Annotated in this window: 9 protein-coding genes; 4 read left to right on the top strand and 5 right to left on the bottom strand. The window is 71.4% G+C overall.

Features of this window, described 5'->3' with window-relative positions; all coding sequences use genetic code 11:
- Nucleotides 1–247: 247 nt before the first annotated feature.
- Both secA and hpf read right to left on the bottom strand, forming a co-directional pair.
- Entirely contained in the window at nt 248–3,061 is a 2,814-nt protein-coding gene (gene secA, locus IE290_RS35415; RefSeq protein WP_191249097.1) for a preprotein translocase subunit SecA, read from the bottom strand.
- A gap of 197 nt (nt 3,062–3,258) precedes the next feature.
- Nucleotides 3,259–3,942 (bottom strand): ribosome hibernation-promoting factor, HPF/YfiA family, encoded by a 684-nt coding sequence (gene hpf, locus IE290_RS35420; RefSeq protein WP_191249098.1) that lies wholly within the window; start codon nt 3,940–3,942, stop codon nt 3,259–3,261.
- 1,106 nt (nt 3,943–5,048) lie between these two features.
- Here hpf and IE290_RS35425 point away from each other — a divergent pair.
- Nucleotides 5,049–5,711 carry a ComF family protein gene (locus tag IE290_RS35425; protein ID WP_191249099.1) on the top strand — a complete coding sequence of 221 codons (663 nt, stop codon included), beginning with the start codon at nt 5,049–5,051 and terminating at the stop codon, nt 5,709–5,711.
- A gap of 281 nt (nt 5,712–5,992) precedes the next feature.
- Here the strand turns inward: IE290_RS35425 and IE290_RS35430 are convergent, their stop codons facing one another.
- Complete coding sequence (locus IE290_RS35430) at nt 5,993–6,880, bottom strand: MurR/RpiR family transcriptional regulator (protein WP_191249100.1); 888 nt, start codon at nt 6,878–6,880, stop codon at nt 5,993–5,995.
- 129 nt (nt 6,881–7,009) lie between these two features.
- On the opposite strand from IE290_RS35430, the gene IE290_RS35435 reads away from it, so the two are divergent.
- From IE290_RS35435 to IE290_RS35445, 3 genes are read left to right on the top strand one after another with little or no spacing between them, the layout of a single operon-like run.
- Nucleotides 7,010–8,401: an MFS transporter gene (locus IE290_RS35435; protein WP_191249101.1), complete on the top strand. Its 1,392-nt coding sequence runs from the start codon at nt 7,010–7,012 to the stop codon at nt 8,399–8,401.
- A complete protein-coding gene (locus IE290_RS35440) occupies nt 8,398–8,832 on the top strand; it encodes a GAF domain-containing protein (RefSeq protein ID WP_191249102.1) in 435 nt (144 codons plus the stop codon). Before IE290_RS35435 ends, IE290_RS35440 begins: the two co-directional genes overlap by 4 nt.
- Nucleotides 8,829–10,043, top strand: coding sequence for a metal-dependent hydrolase family protein (locus IE290_RS35445; protein ID WP_191249103.1), 1,215 nt, complete (start codon nt 8,829–8,831; stop codon nt 10,041–10,043). Before IE290_RS35440 ends, IE290_RS35445 begins: the two co-directional genes overlap by 4 nt.
- A gap of 252 nt (nt 10,044–10,295) precedes the next feature.
- Here IE290_RS35445 and IE290_RS35450 read toward each other — a convergent pair whose 3' ends face one another.
- Together IE290_RS35450 and mtrB are read right to left on the bottom strand one after the other, a co-directional pair.
- Nucleotides 10,296–12,041 (bottom strand): LpqB family beta-propeller domain-containing protein, encoded by a 1,746-nt coding sequence (locus tag IE290_RS35450; protein ID WP_191249104.1) that lies wholly within the window; start codon nt 12,039–12,041, stop codon nt 10,296–10,298.
- Entirely contained in the window at nt 12,038–13,732 is a 1,695-nt protein-coding gene (gene mtrB / locus IE290_RS35455) for an MtrAB system histidine kinase MtrB (protein WP_191249105.1), read from the bottom strand. The genes IE290_RS35450 and mtrB overlap by 4 nt, the downstream gene beginning before the upstream one ends.
- Nucleotide 13,733 lies beyond the last annotated feature (1 nt).

Here is a 13,733-nt window from a genome sequence, read left to right on the forward strand (position 1 = left end):
TGCTCAAGATGTCAAGCGCACCCGCGGGCGGGGTTCGCGGGCGGCCGGCCCGCGAACCCCGCCCCTGCTCGCCGAAGGCGAGCCTCGCCACGCGCAACCACGAAGCCGGCACCGGCCCCCGCGAAACCCCAGCTCAGCGGCGCTTCTTACTCTTCTTCACCTGGCCGGCCGCCCGCGCCGAGCGAAGCCCCCACAAAACACGGCGGCCGGCACCACCCGGCACCGGCCCCCGCGACAAACCACCAGCTCAGCGACGCTTCTTCGTCTTCTTCGCCTGCGTCCGAGCCGCCGCGCGGCGTTCCCGCCGCGTGCCCGCCGCGCCCTGGCCGTCCGAATCCGCCGTCGCCGTCCCGCGGGACTGCACGCCGCCCTGCTCGGCCGGGCCGGAGAACGTCAGGCCCTGCTGCGGGTTCTCGTTGCCGAGCCCCTTGCCGCGCAGCGCGTTCGGCACCGCGGGGCGCGCCGGCTCGGTCTGCTGCGGCGGCACCGGCTGCGCGTGCCGCCCCGCGGCCGCGGGAGCCACCGCGGCAGGCGCGGCCGGAGCCGCCGCCTCCTGCGGCTGCGCCGCCTCGACCTGCAGGTTGAACAGGAAGCCGACGGCCTCCTCCTTCAGCGAGTCCAGCATCGCGTTGAACATGTCGAAGCCCTCGCGCTGGTACTCGATCAGCGGGTCGCGCTGCGCCATGGCCCGCAGGCCGATGCCCTCCTTGAGGTAGTCCATCTCGTAGAGGTGCTCGCGCCACTTGCGGTCCAGCACCGACAGCAGCACCTGCCGCTCCAGCTGGCGCATCGCACCCTCGCCGACGCGGGCGTCGATGTCGGCCTCACGCCGGGCGTACGCCGCCTTCGCGTCCTCGACCAGCGCGTCCCGGAGCACCTCGGCGCTGAGGTCCTCGTGCTCCTCCATCAGCTCTTCCCAGCTCACCGACACCGGGTAGAGCTGCTTGAGCGCGGTCCACAGCTTCTCGTGGTCCCAGTCCTCGGCGTAACCCTCGGACGTGGCGCCCTCGACGTAGGCGGTGAGCACGTCGACAAGCATGTGCTGCATCTGCTCGGAGAGGTCCTCGCCCTCCAGCACGCGGCGGCGCTCGGCGTAGATCACCTTGCGCTGCTGGTTCATGACCTCGTCGTACTTGAGGACGTTCTTGCGGATCTCCATGTTCTGCTGCTCGACCTGCGTCTGAGCGCTCTTGATGGCCCGCGAGACCATCTTGTGCTCGATCGGCATGTCGTCGGGCAGCCGCATGGTCGTCATGACCCGCTCGACCATCACCGCGTTGAACCGGCGCATCAGCTCGTCGCCGAGCGACAGGTAGAACCGCGACTCACCGGGGTCGCCCTGACGGCCGGAGCGGCCGCGCAGCTGGTTGTCGATGCGGCGGGACTCGTGCCGCTCGGTGCCCAGCACGTACAGGCCGCCGGCCTCGCGGACCTCCTCGGCCTCGGCCTTGACCTCGGCCTTGACCTCCTCGAGCACCTTCGGCCACAGCGACTCGTACTCGGCGGAGTTCTCGACCGGGTCCAGGCCGCGCTCGCGCAGCCGCTCGTCGGCGATGATGTCCGGGTTGCCGCCCAGCACGATGTCGGTACCGCGGCCGGCCATGTTGGTGGCGACCGTGACGGCGCCCTTGCGGCCGGCGCGGGCGATGATCAGCGCCTCGCGGTCGTGGTACTTCGCGTTCAGCACCTCGTGCGGCACGTTCAGCTTGACCAGCAGCTTCGACAGGTACTCGGACTTCTCGACGCTGGTGGTGCCGACCAGCACCGGCTGGCCCTTGGCGTGCCGCTCGGCGATGTCCTCGGCGACCGCTTCGAACTTCGCCTGCTCGGTCTTGTAGATCAGGTCCGGCTGGTCCTTGCGGACCATCGGCCGGTTGGTCGGGATCGGCACCACACCCAGCTTGTAGGTCTGGTGGAACTCCGCGGCCTCGGTCTCGGCGGTACCGGTCATGCCGGAGAGGCGGTCGTAGAGGCGGAAGTAGTTCTGCAGCGTGATCGTGGCGAGAGTCTGGTTCTCGGCCTTGATCTCGACGCCTTCCTTGGCCTCGATCGCCTGGTGCATGCCCTCGTTGTAGCGACGGCCGGCCAGGATGCGGCCGGTGAACTCGTCGACGATGAGGACCTCGCCGTTGCGGACGATGTAGTCCTTGTCGCGCTTGTACAGCTCCTTGGCCTTGAGCGCGTTGTTCAGGTAACCGACCAGCGGGGTGTTCGCCGACTCGTACAGGTTGTCGATGCCGAGCTGGTCCTCGATGAAGGCGACACCCTTTTCGGTGACACCGACGGTCCGCTTGCGCTCGTCGACCTCGTAGTGGGTGTCGCGCTTCATCAGCGGCGCCATGCGGGCGAACTCGACGTACCAGCGGGCGGACTGCTCGGCCGGACCGGAGATGATCAGCGGCGTCCGCGCCTCGTCGATCAGGATCGAGTCGACCTCGTCGACGATGGCGAAGTTGTGGCCGCGCTGGACGCAGTCGTCCAGGCTCCACGCCATGTTGTCGCGCAGGTAGTCGAAGCCGAACTCGTTGTTCGTGCCGTAGGTGATGTCGGCGTGGTAGGCCGTGCGGCGCTCCGCCGGCGTCATCTCGGACAAGATCGCGCCGACCTCGAGACCGAGGAACCGGTGGACGCGGCCCATCCACTCCGAGTCGCGCTTGGCGAGGTAGTCGTTGGTGGTGACGACGTGGACGCCCTTGCCGGAGATCGCGTTCAGGTACACCGGCATGACCGAGGTCAGGGTCTTTCCCTCACCGGTCTTCATCTCGGCGACCTGGCCGAGGTGCAGTGCCGCGCCACCCATCAGCTGGACGTCGTAGGGGCGCTGGCCGAGCACCCGCAGGGCGGCCTCGCGGGCGACCGCGAACGCCTCGGGCAGCAGGTCGTCCAGCGACTCGCCGTCCCCGCCGTCGTGCCGCTGGCGGAACTCGGCGGTCTTGCCGCGCAGCTCGTCGTCGGTGAGGTCCTTCACCTCGTCTTCGAGGGTGTTGATGTGATCGGCGATGTTGCGCAGCCGCTTGATCATCTTGCCCTCGCCCGCACGCAGCAGGCGGTTGAGAACCATCCGGTCGACCTCACTAGCTGTTGGGACGCACCCAGGCTCTGTCCCTGGACCGCGCCGTGTCCGAACCCTGTCCGACCCGTGGTACGGGTCGTGCGCACCCTCCATCGTAGGGAAGGAGCGCGCGTCGGCGCACGCAACGTGCGAACACGCGCGAAACGGCCCGCGCGCTCCTGGCGCGCGGGCCGTTTCGGACGCCGCTAGTGGTCGAGGCGGATCACGCCGTAGGCGAAGCCCTTGCGCCGGTAGACGACGCTGGGGACGCCGGCTTCGACGTCGTTGAAGAGGTAGAAGTCGTGTCCGACCAGCTCCATCTCGGAGAGGGCCTGGTCGATGGTCATGGGTTTGGCGGAGTGGTGCTTCTCCCGGACGATCCGGCCGGGGAGGTGTTCGGCCTCGTCGTCCCATCGCTGCTGGGTGGGCAGCTCGATGTCCTCCGGGAGGGCGGTGCTGACCTCTTCGGCCGCGGGAGCGGGCGCCTCGAGCACTGCGGTGGACGCGCGGCCGGTGGCCGGCATCGCTCCCGCCGCGACGGCGCTCGACGTCGCTTCGGCGACGGATTCCGGGCAACGGCGGCCGTAGTGGACGCGCCGGCGGTCGTGCATCTTGCGGAGTCGGTTCTCGAGCTTGTTCAGGGCGGTGTCGAGGGCGGCGTAGAAGTCACCCGCGGTGGCCTCGGCTCGCACGACCGGGCCCTTGCCCCGGCCGGTGATCTCCACGCGCTGGCAGTTCTTCAGCTGCCTGCGGTTGGGCTCGTGGAAGAGCTCGACCTCGTAGCGGTAGACCTTCTTGTCGTAGCGCTCCAGGCGCTCGAGCTTGTCACCGACGTGTGTGCGGTAGTGATCCGGCACCTCGACGTTACGGCCTTTGACGACGATTTCCATACACGACCTCCCTCATTGCGGAATGAGTTCGAGAGCTCTTTCGATGGATCGGCGCCGACGCCGCTCCCGCCCGACCGGTCTGATGGCAGAACCGGGGGTCAATCTTCCGTCGGCGCCAGGGTCATCGGCTGTTCACCTCCCTGCCGGCGGGACTTGCTATAGCGCAGCACGCTAGCGCGGTAACGCGGATCACAAAACCCCCCGAGCCGGGGGATGTCACGGATCGGGAACCGGTGACGGTGCGCGTCTGAACCCGTCCAGGCGCGTTGACCTGCTGCTCCGTTCGGAGCAGGCCGCGCGGCCGGTTTTCACCTTGACATTGCGCCGTTTTCCGGCGTCCCGACCCTTGGGTGACGAGACCGCGTTCCGGCCGCAGCACTCCCCTGGACGCTTGCGGGTGAGCCGCTTCCGCGTTCCAGGGCCTCATGTCCGGACAACGGCCGACGGGAGCCCCGCGTTCCCGGCGGCGTCCGCCCGGGTGGGTGAACACTGGTGGATCGGGCTGGTCGCCGATCGTCGTTCAAGGAGTCGTCGGTGTCCCAAGGGATCGCCGGTCCTGGGCGGTGCGGTCGCGGTGCCACGCCCTCCGGGGGCACGGCCACGCGCACCCCGGATGGCGCGGCCACCACGCCGCCTCCGCACTCCGGGCGGCACGATCACCCCACCACCCCCGCATCCCGAACCGCACGGCCACCGCATCGCCCCCGCCCCCGTGCGGCACCATCACCCCTCGATCTCCGCATCCCCGGCCGGCACCGTCACCTCTCCATCTCCGGACCCGGACCGCACCGTCCCGTCACCTCCTCCCCACCCCCGAGCGGCACACTCCACTCCACCCCCCGACCCCAAGCAGCACGCTGACCACTCCACCGCCCCACCCCAAGCAGCACGCTGACCACTCCACCGCCCCACCCCGAGCAGCACGCTGACCGTCCAGCCCCGCACCACGGGCGGCGCCCACAGCAGCCCCGCACCCCGCCCCAGGCGGTCGCCGATCCGCCTCCGCACCTCTGGCGCGGCCCTCCCATTGCTCCATTTGATCTAATCCACCGCCGCCGGTCGTCCGAGCGCCCAGAACTGTCGGTCCCCGTCCGCACACTCTCCGCATGAACTTTGGATCCCTCGCCCTGGACCTGCTCCTCCCCGCACTGTGCGCCGGCTGCGGCGTGGCCGGCGCCGCCTGCTGTGCGGCCTGCCTGCTCGAACTCGCGCGCCCACACCCGGCGCCGCGCGGCTCGGCCGCGGTGCCGGTCTACGCGCTGGCTCCCTACGGCGGCACCGCGCGCCGCCTGGTGCTGGCCTACAAGGAGCGCGGTCGGCGCGACCTGGCCGATCCACTGGGCCGCGCCCTGGCCGACGCGCTACCCCACCTCCCCGAGGCCCGAGCGGCCCCGGACGGCACGTGGTGGCTGGTCCCGGCACCGTCCCGCCGCTCGGCATCCCGGCGGCGAGGTGGCGCGCACCTGCACCGCCTGGCCCGCCGGTGCGCCGCGCACCTGGCCGAGGCGGGACACGCGGCCGCCGTCGCTCCGGCGCTGGGCTTGTCGTCGCGCGCCCGGGACGCGGTGGGGCTCGACCGCGACCAACGGGCCCAGAACCTCGCGGGACGCCTCCGGCTCGATCCACGGGGCCACCCACCGCCCGGCACCCCGGTCGTCCTGCTCGACGACGTGATCACCACGGGCGCGACGATCGCCGCCTGCACCCGGACCCTCGCCTCCGCCGGTTGGGAGGTGAGCGCAGCACTGGTACTGACGAGCGCGAGCTGACTGTCCCGCCACCAGCGGGAGGGCGACGCCCGCCGCCGACCGTGACAGCACAAGGTGGTGCGGCCAGTGCCGCCGCGGTCAGCACCTCCAGGCGGCGAAGGGTCAGCCGCCCTGACGGCGGTGGTTGACCACCCGGGGGCAGCAGGCTTCCCCGCCCGGACGGCGACGGCCGCTCGCCCACCCCGAAAAGGGTCACCCACCGCCCGGAGGGCGACAGCTACTCCCAAGCAGGAAGCAGCCCTGCCCTACGCCGTCGGCGGCAGCCTTGCCCCAAGGCAGGCTCAATCGTCCTGGGCTCGTCGGCTCGTGGGGCGGCGGTGTAGCAGCTCGAAACGCGACCACATCGCCTCGGCCGCCTCGATGGACCTGTTCGTGCGCTGGGGATCGACCGCGGCCAGCTGGGCCACGATCGCCTGCACCATGGCCATCCCCGTGGTCAACGACGGAAAGAAGGTGACCCCCTCGGCCGGAACCACCAACACCCGCTCGGCGGCGCCCGCCAGCGCCGGGCTCGCGGCATCGCTGATCGCGAACACCCGCGCGCCGCGGTCGTGGGCCTCGTTCGCCGCGCGCACGGTGCTCTCGTACAGCCGCCAGAAGCTGATCGCCACCAGGACGTCGTCGGCGGTGAGCTTCGCCGTGGCGTTGGCCAGTTCGGCGTCGCCGGCTGTCACCGCGTGCACGTCGTACCCGGCCAGGCGCGCGTTGTGCGCGAAGGCGATGCCGACGGCCGCGTAGCTGCCGTCGGCGATGACCGTCGTCCGCCGGGCCGAGGCCACCGCTTCGGCGACCGCGCGGATCCCGTCCTCGTCGAACCGCCGGTTGACCAAGGCCAGGCTGTCGAGGTCGCGCCGCAACGACGCGGACGCGGGCGACCCGGCGCTGTGGTGCTCCTCGGCGACCTGGGGCGCGCTCAACGACGACAGGTACCGCGCGCGCAACTCCTGTTGCAACGCGGGCCACCCGGCGAAGCCGAGCGCCTGCGCCGTCCGGGTCACCGTCGCGACGTTGACCCCGGCCAGCCGGGCCAGGTCACCCGTCGAGCCGAACGAAGCCTGCCTGGGCTGCGAGACCAGCACGTCGACCACCGCCGCGGACTTCGGCCGCAACCCGTGCGGCGGAATCCGCTCGCGCAGCCACTCCTCGAGACCCTCGTCCGCCACCGCCAAGCCCTCCTGCCGGGCACACCGTATCCCAGCGCCCCACTGTTACAGCCATGCAAAGCGTATTGCAGTTTCTCCGATTTGCAGTTTATGTTGACCCGACCATCCCTCCCCCACCTCTACGGAAGGCGTGTCATGACCCTGCTGGCACGACTCGACCGGCTCCCGCTGAGCCGGCCGCACTACCTCCTCCTGCTGATCGGCGGGCTCGGCTACACCTTCGACGGCATGGACTCGGCCGTCGTCGCGTTCCTCCTGCCCAGCGCGAAGGAGGTCTGGGGCCTGAGCAACGGCGAGCTCGGCCTCATCGGCTCGGCCACGCCGTTCGGGTTCCTCTTCGGCGCGATAGCGGCCGGTCTGCTCGGCGACCGCATCGGCCGCAAGAAGGTCATGATGTACGCGCTCGCGTTCTACGCCGCGTTTTCCGTGGTCGCCGCGTTCGCGCCGAACTACGAGGTCTTCCTGGCGGCGCGCGTGCTGGCCGGCGCCGGGGCTGGGGCGGAGAGCGCGATCATCGCCCCGTTCCTGTCCGAGTTCGTACCCGCCAAGCGGCGCGGCTGGTTCGTCGGCGCGCTCGCCGGGTTCTTCTCGTTCGGGTTCGTCGCGGCCGCGCTGCTCGGCCGGTTCGTGGTGTCCCCGCTGCCCGACGGCTGGCGCATCGCCCAGGTGATCACCGCGCTGCCCATCGTGCTGCTGCTGTGGTGGCGTCGTTCGCTGCCGGAGTCGCCGCGGTTCCTGCTCACCCAGGGCCGCGCCGACGAGGCCGAACGGGTGGTCGCGAAGATCGAGCGGGACGTCGAGAAGGCCACCGGCAAGCCCCTGCCGCCGGTGCCGGAATCGGTCACCGAACCGTTGACGAAGACACCGAAGGTCGGCCTGCTGACCGCGCTGAAGTTCCTGTGGGGCCGCAAGATGGCTCGCCGCACCGCGGTCATCTGGGCGGTGTGGTTCGTGATCACGTTCTCGTACTACGGCTTCTTCTCCTGGATCCCGACGCTGCTGATCGAACGCGGCATCACGGTGACGAAGAGCTTCGAGTTCTCGATCATCATCTACCTCGCCCAGGTGCCCGGATACTTCTCCGCCGCCTGGCTGTCCGAACGCCTCGACCGCAAGCACACCATCGCGCTGTACCTGACCGGCTCCGCGGTGAGCGCGTTCTGGCTCAGCCAGATGAACGCGCCGTGGTCGATCACGCTGGCCGGCGCCGTCCTGTCGTTCTTCCTCAACGGCACCTACGCCGGCGTCTACTCCTACACGCCCGAGGTGTTCCCGACCTGGATCCGCGCCACCGGAACCGGCCTGTCCAGCGCGTTCGGCCGCGTCGGCAGCATCCTCGCGCCCTCGATCATCGGCGTCTTCGCGGCGAGCCTCGGGTTCGGCGGGGTGTTCGGCCTGACCACAGCGGTGCTCGCGATCGGCGTGCTGTGCGTGATGGTGTTCGGCCTGTCCACGGCCGGGCGCTCGCTGGAGGAACTGACCGAGGAGGGCGCGCCCGTCGCCGCCACGAAGGAGATGACCAAGTGACCGATCTGTCCACAGTGGAAGCACGAGTGGCGGAGGCCGTCGGGGTGCGGCTGTTCACCGTGCTCGCCTGGTTCCCCGAGCGCCGCGCGATGCGCCGCGTCTACAGCAACCGTCCCGAGCAGTACCCGGTCGGCGGTGAGAAGACCGTGGAGATCTCCGCGGGCTGGCTCCGGCAATGCGTCGAGGAGCAGCAGCCCTACCTGGGTGCCGACCGCGAGGCGGTGCGGGCGGTGTTCGCCGACGCCGAGCTGATCGAATCGCTCGGCTGCGGCGCGGTGATCAACGTGCCGGTGGTCGACGGCGGCCGGACGCTGGGCGCCCTGAACATCCTCGACGCGGAAGGCGAGTACGACGAGGCGTCGGTGGCCGCGGCGGTGGAGCTGGCGCCGCTGGCCGTCCCGGCCCTGCGGAAGGTGGTGGACGCACGATGAGCGGGAACCTGTTGCTGCGCAACGCGACCCTGCTGGATCCGGAGACGGGCGAGTACACCGAGGGCGACCTGCGGTGCGCGGAGGGCCGGATCGTCGAGACCGGCCGCGGCCTGAACGCGGGGGACGCGCGGATGGAGGACGTGCGCGGCGCTGTGGTGCTGCCGGGGCTGATCGACGCGCACGTGCACGTCACGGCCTCGACCGCGGACCTGGGCTCGCTGCCGTCCACCGCGCCGTCCTACGTGGCCCTGCAGAGCGCCCGCACCATGGGCCGGATGCTCGACCGCGGGTTCACCACGGTCCGGGACGCGTCCGGCGCCGACTACGGCCTGGCCGACGCGCAGGCCGAGGGCTTGTTCCGCGGGCCGCGGCTGTTGTTCTGCGGGCGGGCGCTGAGCCAGACCGGCGGGCACGGCGACAACCGCAACCGCGGCACCCGCGTGCACGACGACCACCCGTGCTGCGCCGGCCTGGGCCGGATCGCGGACGGGGTGGACGCGGTCCGCGAAGCGGCGCGCGACGAGCTACGCAAGGGCGCCCACCACATCAAGGTGATGGCCTCCGGCGGGGTCGCCTCGCCCACCGACCGCATCGACTCGACCCAGTACTCGGCTGACGAGCTGCGCGCGATCGTGGAGGAGGCGGAGGCGGCCAACCGCTACGTCGCCGCCCACGCCTACACCGCGCGGGCCGTGAACCGGGCGCTGGAGCTGGGCGTGCGGTCGATCGAGCACGGCAATCTGATCGACGACCGCAGCGTGGAGCTGTTCCGCGAGCACGACGCGTTCCTCGTTCCGACGCTGGTCACGTACTGGGCGCTCAAGCAGGAGGGCCGCGAGTTCGGGCTGCCCGAGACGAGCTGGCGCAAGGTGGACGAGGTGCTGGACGCCGGGCTGGCCGCGCTGGAGCGGGCCGCGCGGGGTGGGGTGCGGATCGTCTACGGGACGGACCTGCTGGGCGGGATGCACCGCCACCAGAACCACGAGTTCCGCCTGCGGGCGGAGGTGCAGTCGCCGCTGGAGATCATCCGTTCCGCCACGACGGTGGCCGCGGAGCTGGTGAACATGGCGGGCGAGATCGGCACGCTGCGGCCGGGTTCGTGCGCCGACCTGCTGGTGGTGGACGGCGACCCACTGGCCGACATCGGCACGCTCGCCGAGCCGAAGCACTTCCGGCACGTGATCCAGAGCGGCGAGATCGTCTCGGGGTGACGCGACCAGCCGTTCTGCCCGGGATGGCGCAGCCCGGGCAGACGCCGGCGCACTCGCCGAGCCCAAGCACCTCCGGCACGGTATCCAGAACGGCGAGTTCATCCCGGGGTGACGCCACCGGCTGTTCTGCCCGGGATGGCGCAGCCCGGGCAGACGGCGGCGCACTCGCCGGGCCCAAGCACCCCCGGCACGTGATCCAGAACGGCGAGATCGCCCCGTGCCGACGTCACCAGCCGTTCTGCCTGGGCGCCCTCAGCCCGGGTAGAACGGCGACGCGTTGCCGCCGAAGCTGTGGGGGTGCGGGCGCCACACTTCGCCCACGTCGGAGGCTGTCCAGAGGCCTCCGTCGTCCGCCACGACTATCGACCGGCCCGGCGCGGCGGTGATCGCGTGGACCGGGAGCGTCAGGTTCGAGATGTTGAACGGGTCCAGCCGCAGGCCGTCGATCGGGATCTTGACCACCGGTTGCGACGGCATGGTCGTCGCGGCGACCAGGGTGTCCTGGCTGAGCCAGTCGACGTCCACGACCCCGCCCAGCGTGCCGCCCTGCAGGATCCGCGGCGCGCGTAGCGTCACCGAGTCCTGGGTGCGCACCACGGACGCCACGAGCAGCTGCCCGCCGGCGACCACCGCGGCCCGCGCGCCGTCCCGGGACAGCCGCAGCACGCTGATCGGCCCCACCTGGAGGATCTCGTCCGCGTTCACCACCTGCGGCACCCAGCTGCCGTCCGGCGTGCGCAGCGCGCGGACCACCGTCTGCCCGTCCACGACGGTCCACACCTCGCCGGAACCGTCCGCCGTGGCCGTGGGCCGCCAGGTGGGCCGGGTCATCGTCGCGCCCGCCAGGTCGACCGCGGCCGCGTCCTTGCCGAACTGGCCGACCCGCAACCGCTGCCGCCCGTCGGCGTACTCCACGATCGCCAGCTGACGCCCGTCGATCGACTGCGCCGCGCTCGCCACCTGGTACCCGCTGCCCTGCCCGGCCGGACCGGAGATCAGCGAACCGTCACCCAGCGACCGCACCCGCCCGTTCACCGTGACCAGCCCGGGCTGGTCCGCGCTCGGCGACGCCAGCGCCGTGTAGGACGGCAGATCGCTCGGCACCCAGTCCTCGTGCCCGTCCACCAACGGCGCACCATCGGACAACAGCCGCACCCGGTTCGTCGTCACCGACTGCAGCGACAGCACGATCTGCGCGGCGATCAGCCGCCGCACGTCCGCCGTCTGATCGGCCACCCCGGTCAGCGGCACCACGAGCGCGCCGTCCGGCGCGGTCGTCACGTTGCCCTCGGTGTTCGCGTCCTCCGGCAGCAGGTTCCGCACCGCGCCCACCAGGCTCGTCGACGGCCCGGCCAGCAGCAGCCCGACCACGCGCCCGGCCAGGCCGGTCTGCGGTTTGCCCGCCACGTACCGCAGGTCCGGCACCACGGTGTTCGAATCCTGCGCGAAGAAGAACGCCTGCACCCGCACGTAGTTCGCGGTGAAGTCGCTGTAGGGCATGACCAGGTTGGGCGGCGGGTTGGTGATCCGCCACTGCCCGTCCGACTGCCGCCGCACCAGCAGCTTCAGCTCGACCGGCGTGCGCAGCGAGATGAACGCCCCGTCCTCGCGCAGCGTGCCCAGGCCGGTGCCGCGCAGCACGACGTTGACCTCGTTCGGGTTCGCCGTGGTGTCCACGCCGGCCGCCGGGACGGTCGCGAACACGTCGTCGATGATCGTGATGACCTTGCCGGGCGTCCACGTCTTCCCGGCGGCCTCGTCGAGGTACATGCGCGCGGCGGCGTTGTTGCTGATCGGCTGGGCGCTCGCGCGGACGAAGTCGCGAACGACGGTCAGCGCGTCGAGGTCCTTCGCCGGCTGCGGCACGTCCGGGTTGACCGGCTGCCCCAGCTCCTGCTGCGGAACGGCGACGGGCTGGGACTCCTCGGGGACGTTCGCGCAGCCCGCGGCCAGCACGAGGCACGCGAACAGGGCGAACAGCCGCGCCAGGGGCTTCACGCGTCCTCCTTGCGCATCTCGCCGATCGTGATCGTGTACTCGGTGGGCAGCCCGATCTGCAGGTGGCCGTTGGTCGCCGGCGCGTCGTCCGGCACCAGCGGCAACGGGCTCTCCTCGAACGGCTCGCCCTGCTTGCGCGGCAGCGTCAGCCGGAAGCACGCCCCGTGCCCCGGCGCGCCCCACGCCTCCAGCTGTCCGCCGTGCAGGCGCGCGTCCTCGTGGCTGATCGCCAGCCCCAGGCCGGTGCCGCCGGTGCGGCGGTTGCGGGACGGGTCTGCGCGCCAGAACCGGTTGAACACCAGGTCGGCCTCACCGGGCCGCAGGCCGACACCGTGGTCGCGAACCGTGATCGCGACCGCGTGCTCGTTCGCGGCCAGCGTGAGCCGCACCGGGTTGCCCTCGCTGTGGTCGACCGCGTTGGCCAGCAGGTTGCGCAGGATCCGCTCGACGCGGCGGGCGTCGATCTCGGCGAGGGTCTCCTCCTCGGGCAGCTCCAGCTCGATCTCGGTCTCCGCGTTGCCCGCGATCACCCGCACCTGCTCGACGGCCCGCCGCGCGATGGACGACACGTCGATGAACTCGGCCGCCAGTTCTTCGACACCGGCGTCTAGCCTGCTGATCTCCAGCAGGTCGCCGAGCAGCGCCTCGAACCGGTCCAGCTCGTCGACCAGCAGCTCGGTGGACCGGGCCAGGCCGGCGGGGAACTGCTCGCGCGAGGCGTGCAGCACGTCGGCCGCCATCCGCACGGTGGTCAGCGGGGTGCGCAGCTCGTGCGAGACGTCCGAGGTGAACCGGCGCTGCAGCGTGCCGAACTCCTCCAGCTGGCGGATCTGGTGCTGGATGCTCGCGGCCATCTCGTTGTAGGACACGGCGAGCTTCGACAGGTCGTCCTCACCGGTCACCGGCAGCCGTTCGTCCAGCTCACCGCCCGCGAACCGGGCGGCGGCCGCGGCGGCCTGCCGCACCGGGCGCACGACCTGGCGGGTGACCAGGTTCGCGATGCCGGCCAGCAGCGCGAGCAGCACCAGGCCGCCGACCAGCAGCGTGTTCTGCACCGTCTGGACCGTGCTCTGCTCTGCGGTCATCGGGAACAGCAGGTACAGCTGGATCGGGCGGCCGGTGCTGGTGACCGGCGCGCCGACGATCAGGTGCGTGGTGCGGGTGCCGTCCGCGTCCGTGTCGGTGTTGATCTGCCAGGCGACCTGGTTGTTCTCCACGAACCGCTGCAGGCCGTCCGGCACCTTCGTGATCGGCCCGGCGGAGTCGGTCGAGTCCACCCCGCCCGCGGTCAGCACCGGCTCGAACGCGCCGGCCGCCGACGCCGCGGTGCCCTGGTCCTCCGACGAGCTGCTGGTGATCTTCTTCAGCGCGTTCTGCAGCCGGTCGGCCAGCGCGTCCTGGTCGCTGATCCCGACCAGCTCGTTCTCCGCGGTGCGCACGACCTGCAGGGTCTGCGCGACCGCGGCCTGCCGCTTGGTGTCGGTCAGGCGCTGGGTGATCTGGTTCTGCAGCACCATGCCCAGCACGAGCCCCACCGCCGAGGACAGCGCGAGCGTCGAGACGGTCACCTTGAACTGCAGCGACCGCCGCCACAGCACGCCGAACGCGATGGCGCGACCGCGGGCGTAGGCGCCCGCGCGGGGGGCCAGCCGCAGCACCGCGCGGACGAAGGCCAGGACTCTTCGCTTCATT

The sequence above is a fragment of the Amycolatopsis deserti genome, from assembly GCF_014653945.1.
In the GTDB taxonomy this organism is placed as follows: domain Bacteria; phylum Actinomycetota; class Actinomycetes; order Mycobacteriales; family Pseudonocardiaceae; genus Amycolatopsis_E; species Amycolatopsis_E deserti.

Excerpts from the sequence above, each read along its gene's own strand:
- secA (WP_191249097.1), bottom strand. The coding sequence starts at position 3,061 with ATGGTTCTCAACCGCCTGCTGCGTGCGGGCGAGGGCAAGATGATCAAG.
- hpf (WP_191249098.1), bottom strand. The coding sequence starts at position 3,942 with ATGGAAATCGTCGTCAAAGGCCGTAACGTCGAGGTGCCGGATCACTAC.
- IE290_RS35425 (WP_191249099.1), top strand. The coding sequence starts at position 5,049 with ATGAACTTTGGATCCCTCGCCCTGGACCTGCTCCTCCCCGCACTGTGC.
- IE290_RS35435 (WP_191249101.1), top strand. The coding sequence starts at position 7,010 with ATGACCCTGCTGGCACGACTCGACCGGCTCCCGCTGAGCCGGCCGCAC.
- IE290_RS35445 (WP_191249103.1), top strand. The coding sequence starts at position 8,829 with ATGAGCGGGAACCTGTTGCTGCGCAACGCGACCCTGCTGGATCCGGAG.
- mtrB (WP_191249105.1), bottom strand. The coding sequence starts at position 13,732 with ATGAAGCGAAGAGTCCTGGCCTTCGTCCGCGCGGTGCTGCGGCTGGCC.